We start from the raw sequence: 23,626 nt of genomic DNA, 5'->3' as shown, positions 1-23,626 counted from the left end.
CTCCTTTTGCAGTGCTTGCAGGGTGCCTCCGCCCTCCCTATATACGCCGGGAAGCGTAGGGATCCACTCCGGACCCTGCACAAACCAGATCGGGGCAGGATGCCGCAATGGGTCCAAACCTCGTGCAATCGCCTTGAAGTAAAAGGGATCAAAACATGTCGAAAGTCATCGGTATTGACCTGGGGACCACCAACAGCTGCGTTGCGCTGATGGATGGCTCGCAAGCCAAAGTTATCGAAAACGCGGAAGGGGCACGCACCACCCCGTCGATCGTCGCCTTCACCGACGATGAGCGCCTGGTGGGCCAGCCGGCAAAACGTCAGGCCGTCACCAACCCCGCCAACACCATTTTTGGTGTAAAACGTCTGATCGGCCGTCGCGCAGATGACGCACATCTGGCCAAAGACAAGAAAAACCTGCCCTTCGAAGTCGTCAACGGCGGCAACGGTGATGCATGGGTCGAAGCCAAGGGTGAGCAGTACTCCCCGTCGCAGATCTCGGCCTTCATCCTGGGCAAAATGAAAGAAACCGCAGAGTCCTACCTGGGTGAGGAAGTTTCCCAGGCGGTGATCACGGTTCCTGCCTACTTCAACGACGCTCAGCGTCAGGCCACCAAAGACGCCGGCAAGATCGCTGGCCTCGAAGTGCTGCGCATCATCAACGAACCGACCGCCGCCGCACTGGCCTACGGTCTGGACAAAGAAGAAACCCAAACCATCGCCGTTTATGACCTTGGCGGCGGTACCTTCGACGTGACCATCCTGGAAATCGACGAAGGCCTGTTTGAGGTGAAGTCGACCAACGGTGACACCTTCCTGGGTGGTGAAGACTTCGACATGCGCATCGTCAGCTACCTGGCCGACGAGTTCAAAAAAGAGCATGGCGTTGACCTGACCAAAGACAAGATGGCCCTGCAGCGTCTGAAAGAAGCTGCTGAAAAAGCCAAAATCGAACTGTCTTCGGCACAGCAGACCGAAATCAACCAGCCGTTCATCTCGATGGACGCTGCCACCGGTCAGCCGCTGCACCTGGTTGTCAAACTGACCCGCGCCAAGCTGGAAAGCCTGGTGGGTGACCTGATCAAAAACTCGATCAAGCCGTGCCAGGCCGCGCTGAAAGACGCCGGTCTGACCACCAGCGACATCGACGAAGTTGTTCTGGTTGGCGGTATGACCCGTATGCCGAAGGTCATCGAAGAAGTGACCAAATTCTTCGGCAAAGAGCCCCACAAAGGTGTGAACCCGGACGAAGTTGTGGCCATGGGCGCCGCCATTCAGGCCGGTGTTCTGCAGGGCGACGTGAAAGACGTTGTTCTTCTGGACGTGACCCCGCTGTCTCTGGGCATCGAAACCCTGGGCGGTGTCTTCACCCGTCTGATCGACCGCAACACCACCATCCCGACCAAGAAGTCTCAGGTCTTCTCGACCGCCGAAGACAACCAGTCGGCCGTGACCATCCGGGTCTTCCAGGGTGAACGTGAAATGGCAGCGGACAACAAGATCCTCGGCCAGTTCAACCTCGAAGATATCCCGCCGGCACCGCGTGGCATGCCGCAGATCGAAGTGACCTTCGACATTGACGCAAACGGCATCGTTTCCGTAGGCGCCAAAGACAAGGCCACCGGCAAAGAGCAGCAGATCACCATCCAGGCCTCGGGTGGCCTCAGCGAGGATGACATCGAACAGATGGTCAAAGACGCGGAAGAGAACGCCGAAGCCGATAAGGAACGCCGTGAGCTGGTCGAAGCGCGCAACCAGGCCGAAAGCCTGATCCTGTCGACCGAAAAATCGATGGAAGAACACGCCGACAAGGTGGATCCGACCACCATCGAAGCGATCGAACTGGCCATCGCCGCCCTGAAGGACGACCTGGCCAAAGACGACGTCAAGGCTGAGAAGATCCAGTCCGGCATCCAGAACGTGACCGAATCGGCCATGAAACTGGGTGAAGCCATCTACAAGGCCGCCCAGGAAGAGGGCGACGCCGAAGAAGGTCCGGTGGATGTGGACGAAGCCGCAGGTCCGGCCGGTGACGACGATATCGTTGACGCCGACTTCGAGGATCTGGACGACGACAAGCGCGCGTAATCCGCGTTTTCCTAGGAACAATTCGGGGGCCGGCCTTTCCGGGCCGGCCTTCGACGTTCCGCAAGAAGGGGTAACCCAATGGCAAAACGGGATTATTATGACGTTCTCGGCGCCAGCAAAGGCGCCTCAGCCGATGAACTGAAGAAGGCCTATCGCAAGAAGGCCAAAGAACTGCACCCGGACCGCAACAAGGACAACCCGGATGCGGAAGCGCAGTTTAAAGAAGTCAACGAAGCCTACGACTGTCTGAAAGACGCTGAGAAAAAAGCAGCCTATGACCGCTTTGGTCATGCAGCCTTCGAAGGGGGCATGGGCGGTGGCGGTGGCTTCCACCGCGGCGGTGGCCAGGGCGATTTCGCCTCGGCCTTCTCGGATGTGTTTGACGATCTCTTTGGCGATATGATGGGGGGGGGCCGCGGGGGCGGTGGACGCTCCCGTGCGGCCCGTGGCGCAGACCTGCGCTACAACCTGCGCATCTCGCTGGAAGAGGCGTTTAACGGCCAGCAGAAGACCATCAAGGTGCCGACCTCGGTTGCCTGTGGCTCCTGTGACGGCTCCGGCGCCGAAGGCGGCGCAGAACCACAGGTCTGCCCAACCTGTTCCGGCATCGGTAAGGTGCGGGCGCAACAGGGTTTCTTCACCGTTGAACGCACCTGCCCGACCTGTTCCGGTCTGGGTCAGATCATCCAGAACCCCTGTAAGGGCTGTGGCGGTCAGGGCCGCGTTGAAAAGGATCGTTCCCTCAGCGTGAACATCCCTGCAGGCGTGGAAACCGGCACCCGCATCCGTCTGGCTGGCGAAGGCGAAGCTGGCATGCGCGGCGGTCCGGCGGGCGATCTCTATATCTTCATTGAGGTCGGCAAACACGACATCTTTGAACGTGAGGACAGCGATCTGTTCTGCCGTGTGCCGGTCTCAATGACCGTGGCGGCCATGGGCGGCGACATCGAAGTGCCCACCATAGACGGGGGCCGCTCGCGCGTGAAGATCCCAGCCGGCAGCCAATCCGGCCGCCAGATGCGCCTGCGCGGCAAGGGCATGCCCGCCCTGCGCGGCAACCACACCGGTGACATGTTCATCGAGCTGGCGGTGGAAACACCGGTCAACCTGACCGCCCGCCAGAAAGAGCTGCTGAAAGAGTTTGAGGAACTGTCCGAGGACAACAACCCCGAAAGCTCCAGCTTCTTCTCTTCGGTGAAAAACTTCTGGGATAGCATGAAAGGCTGATCCGGCAAAAGGGCGCTCCGGCGCCCTTTTTTATTGGCACGCGCCGGGCTTTGACGGGCCACTAACGCAAATCGTCGTAGAACCCACCCCATCCGTCAGGTTCTGGCTCAGCCGCCCGAAATTCCGCCTGCGCCGCTGCATTCAAAGCCACATACCACTGCCTGAAGTGACGCAAATAATCCTCTCCCGCTCCCATGCGCCACCCCATGCTCTTGCGTTCATAAGAAGGAAACAGCGCCCAGGGCGGCTGCAACGGGTTTGGCAGGCTCTGCACCCAGGCCTGATGCCACCGCAAACTCTCCTCCAGTTCAGTTCGCAGATCCTCCGGTAAGGCGCCGTCTTGGATCTGCCATGACCTCCCTCTTTTCACCACGCGGGCCCTCGCTCCATTTCACGCAACACGGAACTTAACACAGCTTTTCAACGGTCCCAAAATACTCCGGGTGAATGGGGGCAAATCGCAGATTTGACCGCAGAGGGCAGCGCCCTTAACCCTTTGCTAACCAATCCGTGCGACGCTGAGGTCATGAGCCATTTCCGCGAATCCCCGTTGCCTCTGTTTGATGACGCGGCGCCTGTCCCTGCGTCTCGCCCACCTAAGACCACCCCAAAACTGCCCAGCTATATCCGCGACCATCGCAAGCGGCTGCGCGAAAGGTTTCTGACAGGGGGCGCGGATGCTCTGCCGGATTACGAACTGTTGGAACTGGTGCTGTTCCGCGCCATCCCGCGCCAGGATGTGAAACCCTTGGCCCGACTACTGCTCGACACCTTTGGGGACTTCAACCGCACCCTCTCCGCCCCGATCCCGCGCCTGGCGGAGGTTTCAGGGGTAGGCGATGCTGTGATCTGTGAGCTGAAACTGGTGGAGGCCGCGGCGCATCGCCTGTCGCGCGCCCGGGTGATGCAGCGCCCCGTGGTCAGCAGCTGGGACGCCTTACTGGATTATTGCCACACTGCGATGGCGCATAAGGATATTGAGCAGTTTCGCGTGCTGTATCTGGACCGTAAAAACACCCTGATCGCGGATGAGGCGCAGGCCCGCGGCACGGTGGATCACGTCCCCGTCTACCCGCGTGACGTGGTGAAACGGGCGCTGGAGCTTAACGCCTCCGCCCTCATTCTGGTGCACAATCACCCTTCAGGTGATCCCACCCCGTCAGAGGCGGACATCAGCATGACACAACAGATCTATCGCGCGGCTGAGGCGCTGAGCGTCACGCTGCATGATCATCTGATCATCGGAAAATCGCGGGAAATCTCATTCCGGGCGGAGGGTCTGCTTTAGCTGATCAGCGCAGCCAGACCTCAACCCGGCGGTTCACCTGACGGCCCCAGGCGCTGTCATCACAGGCCATCGGCATCGCCTCGCCAAACCCTTCGGCGCTGAGGGTCACACGTTCAAAACTGGCGGTTTCCGCCGCTTTGCGCACTGCCGCCAGCACCGTCTCGGCCCGTTTCTGCGCGATCCTCTGGTTGGCCGCAGCCCCGCCATCGCCATCACTGAACCCGGCAAAAACCATGTCCCGGGTGTCATAGAGCCCGGATTCCAAGGCCTGCGCCAGCAGCTCCACGTTAGAACGTGACTGCGCATCCAGCCGGGCCGATCCTGCCTCAAACCGGAAGGACAGCGACAGGCGGCGCTTGTCCGACAGCACCGTCACCATGTCCTGCAGCGCCTCTAGACCGATCTCCTCACCGGCCTGCGCGATGGCATTGGCAAATCGGTTGCCCTGTGCATTGATGGCGATTTCTTCCGGCGTCTGATCTGTCAGCCCTGCGCGGCGAATGACCAGCTGCGCCGTGTCCGAGCGGGTGAAGGCGATAAAATCCCGCCCCAGCTTGGGCAAACGGCGCGCAGGCAGGTACAGGAACATCGGCGCGGACAGCGGATAATCCTCGGTCTTGAGGCTCAACCGGTCCGCCTTCAGGCTAAAGCCACAGGCGCCGCTCAGCGCCACCTGTTTGGTCTGGCCATGGCCGCTGACGCTGGTCAGACCCAGACCAAAGGGATCGCGCAGCACCGCCTCAGACAGGGCCAGATCACTGTCATAGCGCAGGGCACCCTCTGCCACGGCAACACCGGCAGGGGCCAGCAGGCGATCTTCCACCACCTGCCACAGACCCGATCCCTGCTGCCGCAGATGCAGGGTGATCGGAGCGTCAGGGCCGCCCAGTTGGTTCCAATTGTTGATCTCACCGGCAATCACCCGGGCCAGATCTGGGGTTGAGATTTTCAGCAGCGGATTGTCCGGCGCCACCACAGGCACCAGCGCATCCAGCGCCAGCACCCGGCCCCGGCGCGGGTCGCTCAGATCGCCCAGACCGGCCTCTTTGGCACGGGTCTGTTCCGCGGGCCGCACTTCGCGCAGGGCCATGACGATGTCGGCCTCATTGGCCATCAGATCAAAAAAGCCTTCGTCGGTGTTGCTGAGTTTCAGCGTCAGGATGCCCACAACCCGGCCTGTTGTCCGCTCACTCAGGGTCATCTGCAGCTGGCCCTCCTCAGGATGCGACCGGCGCACCCGGTAGCCGCTGCGTTCGGCAAAGGCCTGCACCAGCGCGGGCATCAGCACCCGGCCCATTGTATCGGATCCGGCCAGGGTCAGCTCGGCCACGTAATCTTCCAGATTCGGACAAGCTGGCCCCTCACACAGCACGCCGGAGCCATCGACGGTCAGCTCCCCATAGATGGTCTGCACCCGGTAAAACTCACCATCAAACCCCAGGAGGTCGCCGGAGATTTCAACCGTGCCATCGGTGGAGGTCAGGGTCACATCCTGCGCCCATACTCCAGCGGTCATGCTGACAAGAAAAAGTGCGGCGAGTGTCGCCGCACGCAAAATGATCATTGCTGTGCCCTGCCCGATCTGATCTGCGCCGCTTACTTGGCGGCGATTTTCAGGTCTTGTAGCAGGTTTTTCAACAACAGAAAGTCACCAACCGTTTCACAGCCCGGAACCGCCAGCGACAGTTCGCGCACATCCAAGCGGCCGCTCGGGGACCATTGGATCGCTTCGGCCTGAATATCACGGTTGCAGTTGACCTCGGTCACCTCAGCCTCAATCGACAACTGGATGTCGCCGCCCTGCGCTGTTGCGGCCGCGACGGTATAGACCTCCGCGCGGTAGCTTTCGGGCAGCGACCGGTCTCCCAGCAGGACAAGGCTGGCAGCGGCCTGTGTGGCATCAAGCGCCCCACTCCAGACGTGGCCAGCATCGCCGTAGCCGGCGCCAAATTCACGGGCGTGCAGTTCGATCCCCAGATCGCCCCGCCACTGCGCGGCTGCACGCTGGTACAGCGGCATATCGGGAACCATGATATGGCCCACGGCGCCGTCACCATTGCTAAAATCCGCGATGAACACCGCAGATTCGGCCAATGCAGGGGCTGTCACAACCAATTGGCCCTCCGCATCGCTGATATGGGTGAACATCAACCCGTTGTGGTGAAGGGTCACCCGTTGTCCCGGCAGACAGGGCGCATCGATGGAAATCAGGACCATCGCACCGGGCTGCGGGCTGAGCTGCATCACCGGATCACAGGCACGCGACGGCACTTCAAGCACCGGCACCTCAAACCCCGGGCCATCCAGCTGCGGCGCGGCGGCCAGGCGTTCAACCGGCGCTTCGCCCAGATCGCCCTCAACCAGGGTTGAGGCAGGCAAATCCGGTGCACTTTCAGGGCTGCCAACGGTCAGGGTGATCCCGGACAGTTCAAACCGGTCATCCTGTGAAGCCACAGGTGCGTCAGCGGCCAGACGGGGGGACTGTGCCGTGCGTTTGCCCGGAACCTCAGCCCCGTTCTGCATCACAAATCCAATGGCAAAAACCATCGAAAGGGATGCGCATCCCATCAGAAATCGGTTTGTCAGAGCCATGGTCACGGCCTCCGGTCATAGATGTACCCAAGGCTGATTTGATCGCTGAAAAGGGGCAGAAAAAGGGCGCAGGCGCGGAGTCTTTGAGGACCCCGCGCCTACGCCAAATCTAGAAATGTCAGGTGCCGTTAGGCCAGACGACCGTGGCAGTGCTTGAACTTCTTGCCCGAACCACAGGGGCACTGATCGTTGCGGCTGGGATTGCCCCAGGTCGACGGATCGTTTTCGTCAAAGCCTTCGATCGGCTCACCTGCAGGCGCCGCCGCAGGTGCGCTGGCAGCAGCGGCGGCGGCCGCCTGTTGCTGCATCTGCGCCTGCTGGGCCATCATCTGTTCCATGATGGCGCGCTGCTCATCCTCGGTCATCGGGCGCACCTGGCCCAGCTTCTGCGAAACATCTTCACGCAGACCATCCAGCAGCGATTCAAACAGCTGGAAGCTCTCGGTTTTATATTCGTTCAGCGGGTCGCGCTGCGCGTAGCCACGGAAACCCACAACCGACCGCAGGTGTTCAAGCTTCAGCAGATGTTCGCGCCACTTGGCGTCGATAGTCTGCAGCAGGATCTGCTTTTCGATATTGCGCATGTTTTCCGGGCCAAAGGCTTCGGCTTTTTCGGCCATCGCCTTATCCGCGGCCTCTTCCATACGTTCGGCAATCACGTCCCCGTCTACGCCTTCTTCATCACCCCAGGTGATTACAGGCACATCAAGGTTCAGCTTCTCAATCGCCGCAGCATAGAGCCCTTCGGTATCCCACTGGTCGGCGTAGGATTTCGGCGGGATGTGCAGGTCCACCAGATCGTCGATCACCTGATCGCGCATATCCTTGGCGATTTCCGACAGATCCTCAGCTTCCATGATTTCACGGCGCTGGCTGAAGATCACCTTCCGCTGCTCGTTCATCACGTCATCGAACTTCAGCAGCTGTTTACGAATGTCGAAGTTGCGGCCTTCGACCTTGGCCTGTGCCCGCTCCAGCGATTTGTTGACCCAGGGGTGCACAATCGCTTCGCCCTCTTTCATGCCCAGTTTGGACAGAACGGCATCCAGGCGTTCCGAGCCGAAGATGCGCATCAGATCATCTTCCAGCGACAAGAAGAATACCGAGCGACCGGGATCACCCTGACGGCCCGAACGGCCGCGCAGCTGGTTATCGATGCGGCGGCTTTCGTGGCGTTCGGTGGCCAGAACAAACAGACCGCCGGCGTCTTTGACAGCCTGTTCGTCGGTCTTATGCGATTCTTCGATCTGATGGCGAATGGCGCTGTGATCGCCTTCGGGATTGGCAGCGATGGCTTCCATGATCTTGAACTCGACGTTGCCGCCCAGCTTAATATCGGTGCCGCGGCCCGCCATGTTGGTGGCGATGGTCACCGCACCCAGCTTACCGGCATCCGCAACGATCTGCGCTTCCTGTTCGTGCTGACGCGCGTTCAGAACATTGTGCGGCACATCCGCAGCGGTCAGCAGCTGGCTGAGGAATTCGGACTTCTCAATCGAGGTGGTGCCAACCAGAACCGGCTGACCGGCCTCATGCGCCTCTTTGATCGATTTCACCACAGCGTCGAATTTTTCGCGCGCGGTGCGGTAAACCTGATCGTCTTCGTCTTTCCGGGCCACCGGACGGTTGGTAGGCACCTCGACCACGCCCAGACCGTAAATCTCGGCAAATTCTTCGGCCTCGGTTGCAGCGGTGCCGGTCATGCCGCCCAGCTTGTCATAAAGGCGGAAGTAGTTCTGGAAGGTCACCTGCGCCAGCGTCACGTTTTCGGGCTGAATCTGGCAGCCTTCTTTGGCTTCAATCGCCTGATGCAGACCTTCGGACAGACGGCGCCCGGCCATCATACGGCCGGTGAATTCATCAATCAGCACAACATTGCCGTCGCGCACGATGTAATCTTTGTCTTTGGTGAACAGCTTATGCGCCCGCAGACCCTGGTTCACATGGTGCACGATGGTGGTGCTTTCGGGGTCATAAAGGCTCTGCTCTTCGGGCAGGATTTCCGCCTTCTGCAGCAGTTGCTCCAAGTATTCGTTGCCCTCATCGGTGAAGGACACGTTCTTGGTTTTTTCGTCCAGCGTATAGTGGTCGTCCTGCAGCTGCGGGATAATCTGGTCGATGGAGACGTAAAGTTCGGTCCGGTCCTCGGCAGGGCCCGAGATGATCAGCGGCGTCCGCGCCTCATCGATCAGGATCGAGTCAACTTCATCGACAACGGCGAAATAGTGATCACGCTGCGCCATGTCAGTCAGTTCCGACTTCATGTTGTCGCGCAGGTAGTCAAAGCCCAGTTCGTTGTTGGTGGCGTAGGTCACGTCACAGGCGTAGGCCTGTTTCTTCTCATCGTCGGGCTGCTGCGGGTAGACCACACCGGTGGTCATGCCCAGAGCACCGTAGACCTTGCTCATCCATTCGGCGTCACGTTTGGCCAGATAGTCGTTCACGGTCACAATATGAACGCCACGACCGGTCAGTGCGTTCAGATAGGCCGGGAAGGTCGCGACGAGGGTTTTACCCTCACCGGTTTTCATTTCGGAAATGTTGCCCTGGTGCAGGAAGATGCCGCCCATCAGCTGGGTGTCAAACGCCCGCAGGCCCAGCGACCGCTTGGCCGCTTCGCGACAGTTGGCAAAGGCTTCGGGCAGCAGCTTGTCCAGATCTTCGCCGGCTTCGACACGCTGTTTGAACTCGGCCGTCTTTTCGATCAGCCCCTCGTCAGACAGTTTTTCAAACTCGGGTTCCAGCGCATTGATCTGCTCCACCAATGGGCGGGTTGCCTTGATCTTGCGGTCATTCGGCGTGCCGAAGATCTTCTTGGTAAGCGTTCCGAAACCCAACATTTTCTTTCCGATCCGGTCGTTGACTATAACGTGTGTGGCATTTGCTTGCCGGTTCTTCTTGCAACGCATAAAACAATTGCGAAACCCAGCAATTTAATGGCCTCAAAGCGATGTAAGGGGCGGCTGGTGCAGTGTCAACGTTGCGCACCAATTGCGCGCCTCCAAAGGACCATTCCCATGGCAAATCTCGTGTCAAAACGCCTCACTTTCCTGTCAGCCGCCGCGCTTTCGCTCACTTTGATGATGCCGGCTCAGGCGGAAGAGGCCCCGGGCATCGATACCGTGGTTGCCACGGTGAATGGTGTGGAGATCACCCTGGGCCACATGCTGGCCACCCGGGACGCCCTGCCCGCGCAATATCAGCAGCTGCCCGCAGAAACCCTGTTCCCCGGCATTCTAGACCAGCTGATCCAGCAGACCGTGCTGGCCGAAGCCGCGGGTGACGAACCGAAAGCCGTGGCGATTGCTGTTGAAAACCAGCAGCGCGCCCTGATGGCCAACATCACCCTCGAAGGTGTGGTCGACAGCGCAACCACCGAAGAGGCCCTGCGCGCCGCCTATGACGCGGCCTACAGCAACGTTGAGCCGACCAAAGAATACAACGCCGCCCACATTCTGGTGGAAACCGAAGAGAAAGCGAATGAACTGGTGGCTGAAGCCCGTAGTGGCGCCGATTTCGCGGAACTGGCCAAGGCAAACTCCACCGGCCCGTCCGGCCCCAACGGTGGTTCGCTGGGTTGGTTTGGCACCGGCATGATGGTGCCCCCCTTCGAAGAAGCCACTTTCGCGCTGGAGGTTGGGGCCATTTCCGATCCGGTTCAAACTCAGTTCGGCTGGCATGTCATCAAGCTGAACGAAACCCGTGATGTTGCCGCCCCCACCTTTGAAGAGGTTGCTGGCGAACTGGCCGGTCAGGTGCAGCAGGAAGCGGTAGAAGCCAAGATCGCCGAGCTGACGGCCGCTGCGGCGGTTGAGCGTGGCGTGGCCGATGGTCTGGACCCTGCGATCCTGAACACCCTGTCGTTTGAGGCGGAATAATCCATGGCTGGAACGATCCCGGTCTCACCGCTGGCCCCTGCCAGCTTCCCGGAACTGCCGGTTGTGGCGGGGGCAACTTTTGCCGCCACCGCAGCGGGTGTGAAATATCAGGGCCGTACCGATGTTATGCTGGCGCTTCTGCAGCCCGGCACCACAATGGCGGGCGTTTTCACCCGCTCCGCCACGCGGTCGGCCAATGTGTTGGACTGTCAGGCCAAAATCGGCGCTGACAGTGACGCTGGCGCGGCGATCATCGTCAATTCAGGCAATTCCAACGCCTTCACGGGCAAGGCGGGCGAAGGCTCCGTCGCGGCGATCTGCGCCGCAGTGGCGGCTGAAACCGGCCTGCCTGAGGACCGCGTGTTCACCTCCTCCACCGGGGTGATTGGCGAACGCCTGCCGCATGACCGCATCACCGGCAAGATCGCCGAACTGGCTGCCACCCAAGAGGCTGGCGCGCTGGAGGCTGCCGCCCAGGCGATCATGACCACCGACACCTTTGCCAAAGGCTCAACCACCACGGTTGAGATTGACGGCACCCCGGTGACCATCGCCGGCATTGCCAAAGGATCCGGCATGGTGGCCCCTGATATGGCCACGATGCTGGTCTATATCTTCACCGATGCGCAGGCGTCGCGTCCGGCGCTGCAGGCCCTGCTGAGCGGTCACACCGATAAGACCTTCAACAACATCACCGTGGACAGTGACACCTCCACCTCGGACACGCTGCTGTTGGCGGCCACCGGGGCCTCAGGCGTCAATGTCGATGGCAATGCCGCCTTTGCCGAGGCGCTGCATCAGGTGATGCTGGATCTGGCCCATCAGGTGGTGCGTGATGGCGAAGGCGCCACCAAGTTTGTTGAGGTTCAGGTGACCGGCGCAGCCACGGATGCGGATGCCCGCACCCATGCAATGGCAATTGCCAACTCACCGCTGATCAAGACCGCCGTCGCGGGCGAAGATCCCAACTGGGGCCGGGTTGTCATGGCGATCGGGAAATCCGGTGCCGCTGCCGACCGCGATCTGTTGACCATCCGGTTCGGTGACATTCTGGTTGCGGAAAAGGGCTGGGTGGCTGAAAGCTACACCGAAGAGGCCGGTGCCGCCTATATGAAGGCGCAGGATCTGGTCATCGCGGTGGATCTGGGACTGGGGGACGGCGCATCTACCGCATGGACCTGTGACCTGACCCACGGCTATATCACCATCAACGCTGACTACCGCTCGTAAGGGCGTCAAAACACCAAGGAACCGCCCCTCATGTCTGATCAAGCCGCTGCCCAAACACCTGCGCCAACACCTGCGCCGGTGAACACCGTACTGGTCTCAGCCGTGGCGCTGATCGACAAAGAGGGGCGGATCCTGCTGGCCCAACGGCCCGAAGGCAAATCCATGGCTGGCCTCTGGGAATTTCCCGGCGGCAAGGTTGAGCCGGGCGAAACCCCGGAACACGCGCTGATCCGCGAATTGCAGGAAGAGTTGGGCATCGACACCTGGGAAAGCTGCCTGGCGCCGCTGACCTTTGCCAGCCACTCCTACGAGAAGTTCCACCTGCTGATGCCGCTCTTTGCCTGCCGCAAGTGGGAGGGCATCCCGCAGCCGCGTGAAGGGCAGGTACTGAAGTGGGTCCGGCCCACAGATCTGCGCGATTACCCGATGCCGCCGGCAGATATCCCGCTGATCCCGATCCTGCGCGACTGGCTGTAAGATCCGCCCAAGTCCCTGCGACCACTAAATAATTTACGTTCACGTCAACCTGACGTCGCCTATGGCCTGTACCCCATCGGTATAGGCCGCAGGTCAATGTTATCATTTCCCCTATTTTTTAAGCACATTTCGTGTATTTTTGTGCGGTCTTTGGTGGGGATTTGAGACATGATTAAAACAATCGTAATCGGAAAATACGTTTCCGTGCAGGGCTGCTTCGTCAAGCATTTGCCCGGCGGAAAGATGATGGTGCGCGTTGGCAACCGCCTGTTCGCAGGCACACCTGTCAAGTCACACGCTGCTTAACGCCACACGCGCTGCACCAACATCCATGAAACGAAAAAAGGGAAAGCCAACCGGCTTTCCCTTTTCTTTTCGTCACCCATCCGGGCCGTGAGGCAAACTGTTAGTCCAGCTTGCGCTCAATCTCTTCACGCTCAAAGATCTCGATGACGTCATCCGGGCGGATATCATCGTAGTTCTCAAACGCCATGCCGCATTCCTGACCGGACAGCACTTCTTTGACTTCGTCCTTGAAGCGCTTCAGCGTCTTCAGCGTGCCCTCGTGGATCACCACGTTGTCGCGCAGCAGACGGACGCCTGCGGAACGACGGGCCACACCTTCGGTGACCAGACAGCCGGCAACCTTGCCAACACCGGTAACCTTGAAGACCTCTTTGATCTGCGCGTAACCGATGAAGTTTTCGCGGATCTCGGCCGACAGCAGACCCGAGGCCGCCGCTTTCACGTCATCCACCAGGTCATAGATCACCGAGTAGTAGCGGATCTCCACACCCTTTTGGTTGGCGGTGTTGCGGGCCGAAGCGTTGGCACGGACGTTAAAGCCCATGATCGGCGCGCCCGAGGCTTCTGCCAGACCAACATCGGTTTCGGTGATCGCACCCACACCGTAGTGCAGAACGCGCACGCGCACCTCTTCGTTGCCGATCTTTTCCATCGCCTGAACGATGGCTTCGGCCGAACCCTGAACGTCCGCTTTGACGAGGATCGGCAGTTCCTGCACGTTCTCATCTTCTTTGGCTTTCTGCATCAGCTGTTCCAGCGTTGCAGCAGCGCCAGCGGCGGCACGTTTCTCTTTGGCGGCGTTGTGGCGGTATTCCGCAATCTCACGCGCCTGAGCTTCGGTTTCAACAACGTTCAGAACGTCACCGGCTTCGGGGGTCCCGTTCAGGCCCAGCACCTCAACCGGCACCGAGGGGCCAGCTTCTTTGACGCGGGCGCCTTTGTCGTCGACCAGCGCACGGACCTTACCGTACTGCTCACCCACAACGAAGATATCGCCCTGCTTCAGCGTACCCTTCTGCACCAAAACGGTGGCAACCGGACCGCGGCCAACATCCAGCTGCGCCTCGATCACGGCACCTTCGGCGGCGCGGTCGGGGTTGGCTTTCAGTTCCAGGATCTCAGCCTGCAGCGCGATGGCGTCCAGCAGTTCATCAAGGCCCTGACCGGTGATGGCCGACACCTCAACGTCCTGCACGTCACCGGACATTTCTTCAACGATCACTTCGTGTTGCAGCAGTTCAGCCCGCACTTTCTGCGGATCGGCGGCCGGACGGTCGATCTTGTTGATCGCCACGATCATCGGCACTTCGGCCGCTTTGGCGTGGTTGATCGCTTCGATGGTCTGCGGCATGACCGAATCATCGGCCGCCACAACCAGAACCACGATGTCCGTCACCTGAGCACCGCGTGAGCGCATCGAGGTGAAGGCCGCGTGGCCCGGCGTATCCAGGAACGACAGAACCGCGCCGTTGTCAGTGGTCACCTGATACGCACCGATGTGCTGGGTGATGCCGCCGGCTTCGCCGGACACAACCTTGGCATTACGGATCGCATCCAGAAGCGAGGTTTTACCGTGGTCAACGTGGCCCATGATGGTCACAACCGGCGGACGCGGCTTCAGATCATCATCGCTCTCTTCAACCTGCTGCAGCACGTCTTCAACGTCAGCATCCGAAACACGCTGGATGTTGTGGCCGAACTCTTCGACGATCAGTTCTGCAGTGTCGGCGTCAATCGTCTGGTTCTGCGTGACCATCATGCCCATTTTCATGAGCGATTTCACAACATCAGCCACACGTTCGGCCATACGGTTCGCCAGTTCCGAAACCACGATGGCCTCGGGCACCTGCACGTCACGCACAACCTTTTCACGCTCAACCGGTGCACCCATTGCCTTCTGGCGGGCACGTTCCTGCTTACGCTTCATCGCAGCCATCGACTTCTGACGGCCGCCTTCGCCACCGGTCAGGGCCTGGTTGACGGTCAGCTTACCGGAACGACGGTTGTCACCACGGCCTTTGCCGCGACCACGATCATCACGCTCTTTCTTGCGCTCGGGCGTTGCGGGCGACGGCGCAGCCTTGAGATTGCGCGCAGGTGCGGCGGTCTCTTTCTTGGGCTGAGCCGCTTCAGCAGCAGCACGCTTGGCGGCCTCTTCGGCCTCTTTCTTCTTGCGCGCTTCCTCTTCGGCCTTGGCCTTCAGAGCAGCTTCGCGCTCACGCTCTTCGCGTTCTTTGGCTTCCGCTTCTTCGCGGCGGCGGCGGCGCTCTTCTTCGCGGGCCTTTTCTTCGGCTTCGCGTTTTGCAGCTTCCTCTACCTCACGGGCTTTGGCCGCCTGCAGCGCGCGCATACGGCGCTCCATTTCCGCGTCGGAGATACCCGCCGGACGTTTCGAGGGATCGCCCCCAGCCTGGCCGGGGCGGCCACCACCGGGTTTGGCGGCGCCGGGCTTGGGAACCACAACGCGCTTGCGCTTGGTTTCCACCACGACGTTTTTGGTACGGCCATGGCTGAAGCTCTGCTTCACATTACCGGCGCGCGGGCCGCCACGAACTCCCAAAGTCTTTTTACCGTCGTTCTCGCTCATCTGGCTCTCTTCATCCTTTCCGGCGGTCATCGTCGCCGCCCTGGGTGCGTATACCCTTAAGTCTTGCGGCTTCCTCTACTACACGCTGGGTCAAACCACCAGCGCCTAGGGCCACATGAATTACAGTTTGTCGCCCAAAAGCCTGTCCCAGCTCATCTGCAGTGAGCCAGCCAATGAACGAACCACCTTCCGGTGTGCGCAGTTTCGACTTGCCGCGGCCCGATCCGTCTGAGGCCTGGATCAGCACTTCGGCGTAATCCTTCACCAACCAGTCCTTGACCTTTTCAAAGCCGGTGACCGCCTCGCCAGTTTTACGGGCAAGACTGATCAGATCGATAACGCGCCGTACGAGGCCCGCTTCCACCAGCTCAGGCAGGGTGTCAGGCACCTTCACCTGCTGTTTTGCACCGCGGGCAAAGACACCTTTCTTCGTCGCCTGAGTGAGCGCGGCCCGGTCAGAACTGACCCAGATCCCGCGCCCCGGTAGCTTTTCGGCCAGATCCGGAACGATATCCCCGTCCGGACCCACGACGAAGCGGATCAACCCATATTTAGGCTGCACCTCGCCGGTTACAACACACTTGCGCTCAGGACCTTCACTGCGATCCTTATTTTTTCCGCCGCGGCTCATGCGACAAGCCTCCGAGGCCTGAAAATCAGGCCTCGGCCTCCTCTGCGCCGTCTTCGCCTTCGGCCTCTTCGGCCTCAGCTTCCAGCTCAGCCGGGTCAACCCAGCCCAGGGTGATACGGGCGGTCATGATCAAGTCCTGTGCCGCTTCCAGCGTCACGCCAAAGGGCTCCAGCGTGCCTTCGTCTTTGACGCGCTCGCCGTTGACGGTGGTCCAGCCACCGGCCAGTTCCCAGTCCGCGCAGGTGGCGAAGTCCTCAAGGGTCTTCACGTCATCCTCGGCCAGCGCCTGGATCATCTGCGGGGTCAGACCTTCGAAGCCAAACAGGCTGTCTTCGACACCCAGTTCCTTGGCGCGTTCGATGGCGGCATTGGCCTGCGCTTCCAGGAAGTCACGGGCACGGGCCTGCAGTTCGTTGGCGGTGTCTTCGTCTACACCGTCGATGACCAGCAGCTCGTCGATTTCAACGTAAGCCACCTCTTCGAGGTTGGTGAAGCCTTCGGCAACCAGCAGCTGCGCAAAGAACTCATCCACGTCCAGCGTGTCCACGAACAGCTTGGTGCGCTCTTCAAACTCTTTCTGACGGCGTGCCGATTCGTCCGATTCGGTCATGATGTCGATGTCCAGACCGGTCAGCTGCGAAGCCAGACGCACGTTCTGACCACGGCGGCCAATGGCCAGGCTCAGCTGATCGTCAGGCACAACAACTTCGATGCGCTCGGCGTCTTCATCCAGAACCACCTTGGAAACCTCTGCCGGCTGCAGCGCGTTCACCAAGAAGGTGGGAACATCTTCGTTCCACGGGATGATGTCGATCTTTTCGCCCTGCAGCTCGTTCACAACGGCCTGCACACGGCTGCCGCGCATACCCACACAGGCACCAACCGGGTCAATCGAGTTGTCGAACGACACAACCGCGATCTTGGCGCGCGAACCGGGGTCACGGGCCACAGCTTTGATCTCAATGATGCCGTCATAGATTTCCGGCACTTCCATCTTGAACAGCTCAGCCATGAATTCCGGTGCGGTCCGGCTGAGGAAGATCTGATGGCCACGCGGCTCACGGCGTACATCCTTGATGTAGCAGCGCACACGGTCGTTCGGGCGATAGCTTTCGCGGCCGATCTTTTCGTTACGACGCAGCGAACCTTCGCCGCGACCGTTCAGATCCACAACAACGTTGCCAAACTCTTCGCGTTTGACGGTGGCGTTGATGATGGTGCCAACCTTGTCTTTGTATTCTTCGAACTGACGGTCACGCTCAGCTTCGCGCACCTTCTGCAGGATCACCTGTTTGGCCGACTGCGCCGCGATCCGCCCCAGTTCTACCGGCGGCACTTCTTCAACGAAGGTGTCGCCAACAACCGGATCAGCCATATACTGTTTGGCCTGCTCAACGGTCATTTCTGCCTGGTAGTTCTCCAGCTCTTCATCTTCGACCACGGTGCGCACGCGGGTGAAGGTGGCGCGGCCGGTTTTGCGATCGATCGAGACGCGGATGTCCATTTCGGCGCCGTAACGCGACTTGGCCGCGCGGGCCAGCGATTCTTCCATCGCTTCAACCACCAGACCGGGGTCGATCATCTTTTCGCGGGCCACGGCCTCAGCGGTTTGCAAAAGCTCCAGCTGGTTTGCAGAGGTAATTGCCATCTTTATTCGTCCTCCTGAGAACCGGATTCGTCGGTTTCGATCTCGTCAAATTCTTCTTCGTTGATCAGGCCAGCGTCTTTGCGCTGTTTCAGCATTTCCTTGATCAGCTCATCGGTCAGAACCAGTTTGGCATCAGACAGCCAGTCAAAGTTCAGGCCTACGGTCACTTCTTCGTCGCCACGCTCAAGGTTGATCAGAACCTCATCGCCCTCAACGCCGGCCAGCACACCTTTGAAACGGCGCTGCCCATCGATCAGTTCGGTGGTCTCGATCTTGACCTCATAGCCCTCATAGGTCTCAAAATCCTTGAGACGGGTCAGCGGGCGGTCAATACCGGGGCTCGACACTTCCAGAACATATTGATCCAGAATCGGATCTTCCACGTCCAGAATGGCCGAAACGGCGGTGGAAATCTTGGCACATTCGTCCACTTCGATGCCACCTTCAGGGCGCTCTGCCATGATCTGCAGGGTGGCGGTCTTGCCGCTCATCAGACGGATGCGCACCAGTTCAAATCCCATGTCTTCCACAACAGGGGAGATGATTTCTGCAAGGCGCCGATCCATCGCGGCTTTGGCTATCAGGTCGTTGGTCATATCATCCAAACACAAAAAAACGGGCCCGCGGCCCGTCGATCTTTCCCGGTGGAGCGTTGATCTCAACGCGCCGCTGTTGAGGGCGATATACGCCCCTTTCCCGGGTAAATCAAGTCCTGCCCAGATGCAGAATGTCGTGCTTGCCCTGCACTGACCTGCGACCCTAAATGCCGTCGTGGATTTGTTAAACGATTTGAAGGACAAGCCAATGCCCGAACACACAAGAGATGAGCTGGTCATGTCCTATCTGCGGGTACGTCAGGCGCTGGGATGGCTGGGGGTTGGCCTGCCGCTTGTGCTGATCCTGGGCGGATTGCTGGCGGGAACGGGGATTCTGCCGTCGGTCAGCGATTATTATCATTCCGTGATGCGCGATATTTTTGTGGGCTGCCTGTTTGCCATCGGCGTGTTCCTGATTTCCTACAAAGGTCACCCCCTGAAAGAAGGCGAGCGGTTTTCGGACGATATTGTCGCCACGATTGCCGGCATCGCCGCCTTTGGCGTGGCACTGTTCCCAAATGAAGCCGGCGGGCGGATCAACCCCGAAACCCTGTCACAGGAGTTGATCGGCTTCAGCGCTGCCGCGATGGGGCATTACCTGTCGGCGGTGATCTTTCTGGGGTCGCTGGCCTATTTCTGTCTGGTGAAATTCGCCCGCACAGCCAAACCAGTTCGCCGCCGCATCTATCGCGCCTGTGGCGGCTTCATCGTGCTGGGCGGCGTGGTGGCAACCATCGCCTCGCTCATCAAACTTAACGGCCCAGCGCCATTGGCTGCCTGGGTTGTTGAACTGCGGTTAATTTTCTGGATCGAAGCCCTGGGCATTCTGGCCTTCGGAATATCGTGGCTGGTCAAGGGACAAGCCCAGTTTGATCTGGTTAAATCGGTCCTGATCCGCCGCAAACTGTAACCGAGCCACCAGTAACGATCGTTAAGATTCACCGGTTGTTAAGCAATTCCCCGGACAACTGAGGGGGGGCCGCTGCAAGGCGCGCCCGTCTGAGCCGGAGGATACTGTGCCCAATGATCTGACACTGGAACTGCTGCAGGCCCATCATCGCTGCCGCCAAACCCTGGGCTATCTGGGTCTGGCGCTGCCGATGCTGCTGGTCTTCGGGGGGATCATGTCAGATGTGGGGGTGCTGCCCTCGGTCAGTGATTACTATCATTCCGCCCTGCGCGACCTTTTGGTGGGGGCGCTGTTTGCGACGGGCATCGTTCTGTGCACTCAGGTGCACCCGCTACGGCTGGCCTCCTCAGCGGACAGTGCGCTGGTGCCGGTGGCCGGGGTGGCCGCGCTGGGTGTCGCCTTGTTTCCCAACGAAAGCGGCGCCGGCACCCACAGCCTGACCCGCACGCTAATCGGGGTAAAACCCGCAGCGATGGGGCATTACCTGTCGGCCATCCTGTTTCTGGCCGGTCTGGCCTACCTGTGCTTGATCCGGTTCCCCATCGGCGCACCGGCCTGGGCCAGCCTGCTGTTTCGCGGCTGCGGCTGGCTGATCCTTTGCGGCGGTGTTCTGGCAACACTGGCCTCCGTCACCAAACTGGTCGGCCCAGAGGCCGCGCAACAGTTCGTGCTGCGCCACAATCTGGTGTTCTGGATTGAAGCGATGGGGATCTGGGCCTTTGGCCTCAGCTGGCTGGTCAAAGATCACTGCGATATGGCCACCTTGCAGACCAGTCGCGCAGATCAGTCGTCACGCCATTTCAGATCCCGATGGGAGCCATCGCAATAGGGTTTGTTGCCGGACTGACCGCAGCGGCAAAGCACGTATTTATCGGCGCTCATCCCCTCACCCTGCGGCGGTGCGGGGGCGGTGACATCATGCACCCAATAGGGGCCGTTTTTCTCAATCGCCACCTGTGCGACCTCAGCGATCAGATGTTCACGCGCCTCAGCGCTGCCCAGCGCAAGGGCCCCCGATGGGCAGGCGGCAACAACCGCGCGCACCTCATCCACCGTGCCCTTGTCGGGCTGCACCCAGGGTTTCTGCGCCGGATTGAAAATGTGACTGGCCAGACGCCCGCATTCCGCCGCATGGGAACACAGCATCGGATTATAGGTCACCGTAGCCTCGGCCCCCTCATAAGCAATCAACCGATCCCGGCCCGAGGGTTTACCGACCCCATCGTCAAATCCGGCCGCCACATGTGAGCCATCACAAAAGGGTTTTGATTTCGACTGGCCACAGCGGCACAGCGCCATGACCTCTTTGACCTCAACCTCCGCGCCGTCCGGGCCGGTCATACGGGACACCCCTTTGACCACCAAGGGGCCGTTCGGGCGGGTTTCTACGCTGGGTTTGTCGCTCATGCTGGCTCCTCTCGCTGGCGTCTCGACACCAGAGAGCCTAGCGCAGATGCACAAGGAAACCAGTAATTAAGGGATCGGAAGGCCGGCTTAGTCCAGCCCGCCCTCTTCGGCGATCTGATCCATCGCGCGGACCAATTCAGCGCTGATGCCCGGCTCGCTAAGCGCATGCCCAGCGTTGCGGATCATCCGCAGATCCGCATTTGGCCAGCCGCGCGCCAGTTTCCAAGCGGCCTCGGGCGGGCAGATCATGTCATAGCGCCCCTGCACAATCACCGCGGGGATATGGGCGATCTTGGGCAGATCCCGCAAGATCTGGCCGTCTTCCTCCAGGAAGGCGCCATGGCGAAAGTAGTGGTTTTCCAGCCGGGCAAAGGCACGGGCATATTCCCCCGGGCTGTCGCCGCCGTAGCCGTTAGAATAGACCGAGGCCAAGGCATTTTCCCATTCCGCCCAGGCCTTGGCGTATTTGGTCTGCACCTGCAGATCGGGACCAAACAGCCGTTTGTGATAGGCGGCGATATAATCGCCCTGTTCCTCCGCCGGGATCAGATCGGCAAACCGCGCCCAGGTTTCAGGCCAGAACTTGCCGGCGCCGCCGCCATAGAACCAATCCAGCTCACTCTGCGTCGCCAGAAAGACACCGCGCAGGATCAGCCCTTTGACCGCCTCCGGATGGCTCTGGGCGTAGATCAGCGCCAGGGTTGCCCCCCAGCTGCCGCCGAACACGAACCATTCGTCGATCTCAAGCGTTTCGCGGATCAACTCAATATCCGCCACCAGATGCCAGGTGGTGTTATTCTCAACCGAGGCATGCGGGCGCGACCGGCCACAGCCGCGCTGATCAAACAGGATGATTCGGTAATAGCGCGGATCAAAATAGCGCCGCATCGCCGGGCTGCAGCCACCACCGGGCCCCCCATGCAGGACCACCACCGGCACCCCTTGCGGATTGCCGGATTGTTCCAGATAAACCTTGTGACCATCGCCCACGTCCAGCATACGCTGATCGAAAGGATCAATCGGCGGATGCAGGTAATGTACTGCGCTTTTTTGGCCCGAGAATCTGTCCATAACCGTCCTATATAGTGGCGCAGACCTAAAAGAGCATATGGAGAGCAGAATGCAAACCGCTCAGACCACCGTTGACCCGTCAGAAGTCGCCAAATTCGAAGCCATGGCAGCAGAATGGTGGGATCCCAAAGGCAAGTTCAAGCCGCTGCACCTGATGAACCCCTGCCGGTTGGACTACATCACCCGCCAGATCGCGGGTGAGTTTAACCGCGACCTCAGCACCGATCGCCCCTTTGAAGGGCTGCGCCTATTGGACATTGGCTGTGGTGGCGGATTGCTGAGCGAACCGATGGCCCGACTGGGCGCCACCGTGGTGGGCGCAGATGCGGCCGCGGGCAACATTCCCGTGGCCCAGGTCCACGCCGAACAATCGGGGCTGGAGATTGATTATCGCAACGTGACCGCCGAGGCGCTGGCGGAAGCCGGCGAACAGTTTGACGTTGTGTTGAACATGGAAGTGGTGGAACACGTCGCCGATCCGCAGGCCTATCTGACCGCCTGCCAGCAGCTGCTGAAACCCGGTGGGCTGATGGTCTGCTCCACCATCAACCGCAATCCCAAAAGCTTTGCCATGGCGATTGTCGGCGCTGAATACATCATGCGCTGGCTGCCCAAAGGCACCCATGAATGGCACAAGTTCATCACCCCGGATGAGCTGGTCAACCTGATCCAGAACGCGGGTCTCGACGCCGTGGATCGCAAGGGGTTTGTGTTCAACCCCGTAAGCTGGCAGTGGAAAATCTCAGACCGCGATCTGTCGGTGAACTATGTCACCGCCAGCGTGAAGCCATAAACACAGCATTGAGTATTTTTGGAACATTGAAAGGCAAGTGAAATGGGTTTTATCCCTGAAGGCCACACCCTGTTTGTGATCGACATTGAATACACCGTTGAGATGGAGGCCGTAGCACCGCATCTGGACGCGCATATGGCGTTTGTCGCCAAGGGGTATGAGGATGGTCTGTTTCTGGCCTCAGGCGCCAAGGTGCCGCGCACCGGTGGGGTCATCATTGCCCAAGGCGCCTCACGCAGTGCGGTTGAGGCCCTGGTGGCTGATGATCCTTTCAGCAAAGCGGGGATTGTGCAGGTCACCATCACCGAGTTTGTTGGGCGCAATCTGGCGGATGTGCTAAAGTAGCCGCGGCCACAACATGCCTATACGAGAGTTCAGTGTAACTGCACTCCTGCGATGTTGAGCTAAAGCCTGATCTCTTCAAGACTTTTACTGAGTTTTGCGAATTGAGATTGGACGATTGCCATGCCTACTGACACCGCCTCAAGCCTCCCGGTTTTATTGGTTAGCGCCTGCCACGTGCAGCGCCGCGCCTTGGCTGAACATCTGGAAGCGATCAATCTGGAGGTGGCTGGCACCTCAGATTTTGACGCCGCCATCACCACCTTGGTTCAGACCGCCACTCAATGGACCGCACTGATCGTTTTTCTGGATGACCTTCTGGACCGGGACACGGTGCTGGAAACGCTGCGCAATATGCGCCATCTGATCCCAAACCTGCCGGTGATCGTGATTTGCACCCAGCAGTCACACGACATTTTTGGTCTGGAGGCGCTGGACCTCTGCGATGTGAAACTGCGCACGCCGCTGCGGCGCGACAGTTTGCAAAGCGCTATGCTGCAAGCCCAATTGAACAATCGGATGCATCAAACCCGGGCCGCGCAGCCCAGCCTGTGAA

At 59.9% G+C, this 23,626-nt stretch carries 21 protein-coding genes; 12 read left to right on the top strand and 9 right to left on the bottom strand.

From position 1 onward, the window contains the following. The first annotated feature begins 155 nt into the window (after positions 1 to 155). From dnaK to radC, 3 genes are all read left to right on the top strand, one after another. On the top strand, positions 156 to 2,087 hold the full coding sequence (gene dnaK / locus ACORLH_RS22320; protein ID WP_058242527.1) for a molecular chaperone DnaK: 1,932 nt from the start codon (positions 156 to 158) through the stop codon (positions 2,085 to 2,087). 78 nt (positions 2,088 to 2,165) lie between these two features. Further along, on the top strand, positions 2,166 to 3,314 hold the full coding sequence (gene dnaJ / locus ACORLH_RS22315; RefSeq protein WP_321830516.1) for a molecular chaperone DnaJ: 1,149 nt from the start codon (positions 2,166 to 2,168) through the stop codon (positions 3,312 to 3,314). A gap of 526 nt (positions 3,315 to 3,840) precedes the next feature. After that, on the top strand, positions 3,841 to 4,602 hold the full coding sequence (gene radC, locus ACORLH_RS22310; RefSeq protein WP_321830515.1) for a RadC family protein: 762 nt from the start codon (positions 3,841 to 3,843) through the stop codon (positions 4,600 to 4,602). A gap of 4 nt (positions 4,603 to 4,606) precedes the next feature. Here the strand turns inward: radC and ACORLH_RS22305 are convergent, their stop codons facing one another. The 3 genes from ACORLH_RS22305 to secA form a co-directional block, all read right to left on the bottom strand. Beyond that, on the bottom strand, positions 4,607 to 6,166 hold the full coding sequence (locus ACORLH_RS22305; protein ID WP_321830514.1) for a phosphate ABC transporter substrate-binding/OmpA family protein: 1,560 nt from the start codon (positions 6,164 to 6,166) through the stop codon (positions 4,607 to 4,609). A 32-nt stretch (positions 6,167 to 6,198) separates the two neighbouring features. Beyond that, on the bottom strand, positions 6,199 to 7,194 hold the full coding sequence (locus tag ACORLH_RS22300) for a hypothetical protein (protein ID WP_321830513.1): 996 nt from the start codon (positions 7,192 to 7,194) through the stop codon (positions 6,199 to 6,201). A gap of 128 nt (positions 7,195 to 7,322) precedes the next feature. Continuing rightward, positions 7,323 to 10,034 carry a preprotein translocase subunit SecA gene (secA, locus tag ACORLH_RS22295; RefSeq protein ID WP_321830512.1) on the bottom strand — a complete coding sequence of 904 codons (2,712 nt, stop codon included), beginning with the start codon at positions 10,032 to 10,034 and terminating at the stop codon, positions 7,323 to 7,325. Between the two features lie 177 nt (positions 10,035 to 10,211). On the opposite strand from secA, the gene ACORLH_RS22290 reads away from it, so the two are divergent. From ACORLH_RS22290 to ACORLH_RS22275, 4 genes are all read left to right on the top strand, one after another. Then, positions 10,212 to 11,072, top strand: a complete 861-nt coding sequence (locus tag ACORLH_RS22290; protein WP_321830511.1) for a peptidylprolyl isomerase — start codon at positions 10,212 to 10,214, stop codon at positions 11,070 to 11,072. 3 nt (positions 11,073 to 11,075) lie between these two features. Next, positions 11,076 to 12,302: a bifunctional glutamate N-acetyltransferase/amino-acid acetyltransferase ArgJ gene (gene argJ, locus ACORLH_RS22285; protein ID WP_321830510.1), complete on the top strand. Its 1,227-nt coding sequence runs from the start codon at positions 11,076 to 11,078 to the stop codon at positions 12,300 to 12,302. Between the two features lie 78 nt (positions 12,303 to 12,380). Further along, on the top strand, positions 12,381 to 12,779 hold the full coding sequence (gene mutT / locus ACORLH_RS22280) for an 8-oxo-dGTP diphosphatase MutT (RefSeq protein ID WP_058242632.1): 399 nt from the start codon (positions 12,381 to 12,383) through the stop codon (positions 12,777 to 12,779). Positions 12,780 to 12,947: 168 nt separating this feature from the next. Further along, the gene (locus tag ACORLH_RS22275) at positions 12,948 to 13,085 is read left to right on the top strand and encodes a hypothetical protein (protein WP_165590034.1); all 138 of its coding nucleotides are present in this window, start codon (positions 12,948 to 12,950) and stop codon (positions 13,083 to 13,085) included. A 100-nt stretch (positions 13,086 to 13,185) separates the two neighbouring features. Here the strand turns inward: ACORLH_RS22275 and infB are convergent, their stop codons facing one another. The 4 genes from infB to rimP are packed head-to-tail and all read right to left on the bottom strand — an operon-like array spanning position 13,186 to position 18,547. Continuing rightward, positions 13,186 to 15,672 carry a translation initiation factor IF-2 gene (gene infB, locus ACORLH_RS22270; protein WP_321830508.1) on the bottom strand — a complete coding sequence of 829 codons (2,487 nt, stop codon included), beginning with the start codon at positions 15,670 to 15,672 and terminating at the stop codon, positions 13,186 to 13,188. Between the two features lie 10 nt (positions 15,673 to 15,682). Further along, positions 15,683 to 16,303 (bottom strand): RNA-binding protein, encoded by a 621-nt coding sequence (locus tag ACORLH_RS22265; RefSeq protein WP_321830507.1) that lies wholly within the window; start codon positions 16,301 to 16,303, stop codon positions 15,683 to 15,685. A gap of 25 nt (positions 16,304 to 16,328) precedes the next feature. Further along, positions 16,329 to 17,951 (bottom strand): transcription termination factor NusA, encoded by a 1,623-nt coding sequence (nusA, locus tag ACORLH_RS22260; protein WP_321830505.1) that lies wholly within the window; start codon positions 17,949 to 17,951, stop codon positions 16,329 to 16,331. A 2-nt stretch (positions 17,952 to 17,953) separates the two neighbouring features. After that, complete coding sequence (rimP, locus tag ACORLH_RS22255) at positions 17,954 to 18,547, bottom strand: ribosome maturation factor RimP (RefSeq protein WP_058242630.1); 594 nt, start codon at positions 18,545 to 18,547, stop codon at positions 17,954 to 17,956. 208 nt (positions 18,548 to 18,755) lie between these two features. On the opposite strand from rimP, the gene ACORLH_RS22250 reads away from it, so the two are divergent. Together ACORLH_RS22250 and ACORLH_RS22245 are read left to right on the top strand one after the other, a co-directional pair. Continuing rightward, the gene (locus ACORLH_RS22250) at positions 18,756 to 19,457 is read left to right on the top strand and encodes a hypothetical protein (protein ID WP_321830504.1); all 702 of its coding nucleotides are present in this window, start codon (positions 18,756 to 18,758) and stop codon (positions 19,455 to 19,457) included. A gap of 106 nt (positions 19,458 to 19,563) precedes the next feature. Then, a complete protein-coding gene (locus ACORLH_RS22245; protein WP_321830503.1) occupies positions 19,564 to 20,286 on the top strand; it encodes a hypothetical protein in 723 nt (240 codons plus the stop codon). Here ACORLH_RS22245 and ACORLH_RS22240 read toward each other — a convergent pair. Then, a complete protein-coding gene (locus ACORLH_RS22240) occupies positions 20,241 to 20,864 on the bottom strand; it encodes a CDGSH iron-sulfur domain-containing protein (protein WP_321830502.1) in 624 nt (207 codons plus the stop codon). The two genes, ACORLH_RS22245 and ACORLH_RS22240, sit on opposite strands and share 46 nt — an antisense overlap. A gap of 87 nt (positions 20,865 to 20,951) precedes the next feature. Next, positions 20,952 to 21,935, bottom strand: coding sequence for a prolyl aminopeptidase (pip, locus tag ACORLH_RS22235; protein WP_321830501.1), 984 nt, complete (start codon positions 21,933 to 21,935; stop codon positions 20,952 to 20,954). A gap of 49 nt (positions 21,936 to 21,984) precedes the next feature. Here pip and ubiG point away from each other — a divergent pair, with 49 nt between their 5' ends. The 3 genes from ubiG to ACORLH_RS22220 all read left to right on the top strand — a co-directional run bounded on the left by ubiG (position 21,985) and on the right by ACORLH_RS22220 (position 23,625). Beyond that, positions 21,985 to 22,728 carry a bifunctional 2-polyprenyl-6-hydroxyphenol methylase/3-demethylubiquinol 3-O-methyltransferase UbiG gene (ubiG, locus tag ACORLH_RS22230; RefSeq protein ID WP_321830500.1) on the top strand — a complete coding sequence of 248 codons (744 nt, stop codon included), beginning with the start codon at positions 21,985 to 21,987 and terminating at the stop codon, positions 22,726 to 22,728. Positions 22,729 to 22,770: 42 nt separating this feature from the next. Further along, positions 22,771 to 23,073 (top strand): YciI family protein, encoded by a 303-nt coding sequence (locus tag ACORLH_RS22225; RefSeq protein ID WP_321830499.1) that lies wholly within the window; start codon positions 22,771 to 22,773, stop codon positions 23,071 to 23,073. A gap of 120 nt (positions 23,074 to 23,193) precedes the next feature. Further along, positions 23,194 to 23,625 (top strand): hypothetical protein, encoded by a 432-nt coding sequence (locus tag ACORLH_RS22220; protein ID WP_321830498.1) that lies wholly within the window; start codon positions 23,194 to 23,196, stop codon positions 23,623 to 23,625. Position 23,626 lies beyond the last annotated feature (1 nt).

This window comes from Thalassovita sp. (genome assembly GCF_963691685.1).
Lineage (GTDB): Bacteria > Pseudomonadota > Alphaproteobacteria > Rhodobacterales > Rhodobacteraceae > Thalassobius.
The sequence above is the reverse complement of the archived record's forward strand: the minus strand, read 5'-3'. Positions and strand labels throughout refer to the sequence as shown.